The organism is Arhodomonas sp. KWT, from assembly GCF_010993615.1.
The window spans coordinates 1-571 of the sequence record NZ_WNXE01001046.1 but is presented as its reverse complement, the minus strand read 5'-3'; the positions used below and the strand labels follow the sequence as shown (position 1 = coordinate 571).

Genomic DNA, 571 nt, shown 5'->3' with positions numbered 1-571 from the left:
CACATGGCGCCGCGGGAGACCGGCGTGCGCGCCTGGCGCTGGCCGCTGCCGGCGGAGCCGGGGCGGCCGTGAACGCCCCCCACCGCTTCCCGGGCGGGCTGACGCTCGAACCCAACCGCGCGATCTCCACCCGCCACCCGGTCACCGCGGTGCCGCTGCCCGGGCGCCTGATCCTCCCGCTGGGCGCGGCCCTCGGCGCCCCCGCGCAGCCCTGCGTGAGCGAGGGCGAGCGCGTACGTGCCGGCCAGTGCGTGGCCGAGGGCGAGGACCCGGCCGTGCCACCGCTGCACGCCCCGGCGGGCGGACGGGTCGCGGCCATTACCGCGCATCCTGCCCCCCACCCCTCGAACCTGGCCGTAACGAGCCTGGTCCTGGAGACGGACCCCGACGCGGCGGCCGAGCCGCCGTGGCCCGCGCTGGACGCCGGCGCCGACCCGGCGGCGCTGCGCGCGCGCATCCACGCCGCGGGCATCACCGGCCTCGGCGGCGCGGGCTTCCCCACCGCCGCGAAGCTCGCGGACGCCGCCGGGCGGGTGCACACGCTGGTCCTCAACGGCGCGGAGTGCGAGCC

The 571-nt window shown here is 80.2% G+C and carries 1 pseudogene; it reads left to right on the top strand.

Annotated features, from left to right (window positions below):
* Positions 1–68: 68 nt before the first annotated feature.
* Positions 69–571: pseudogene (locus tag G7A99_RS24065) on the top strand (electron transport complex subunit RsxC); the annotation flags it as partial.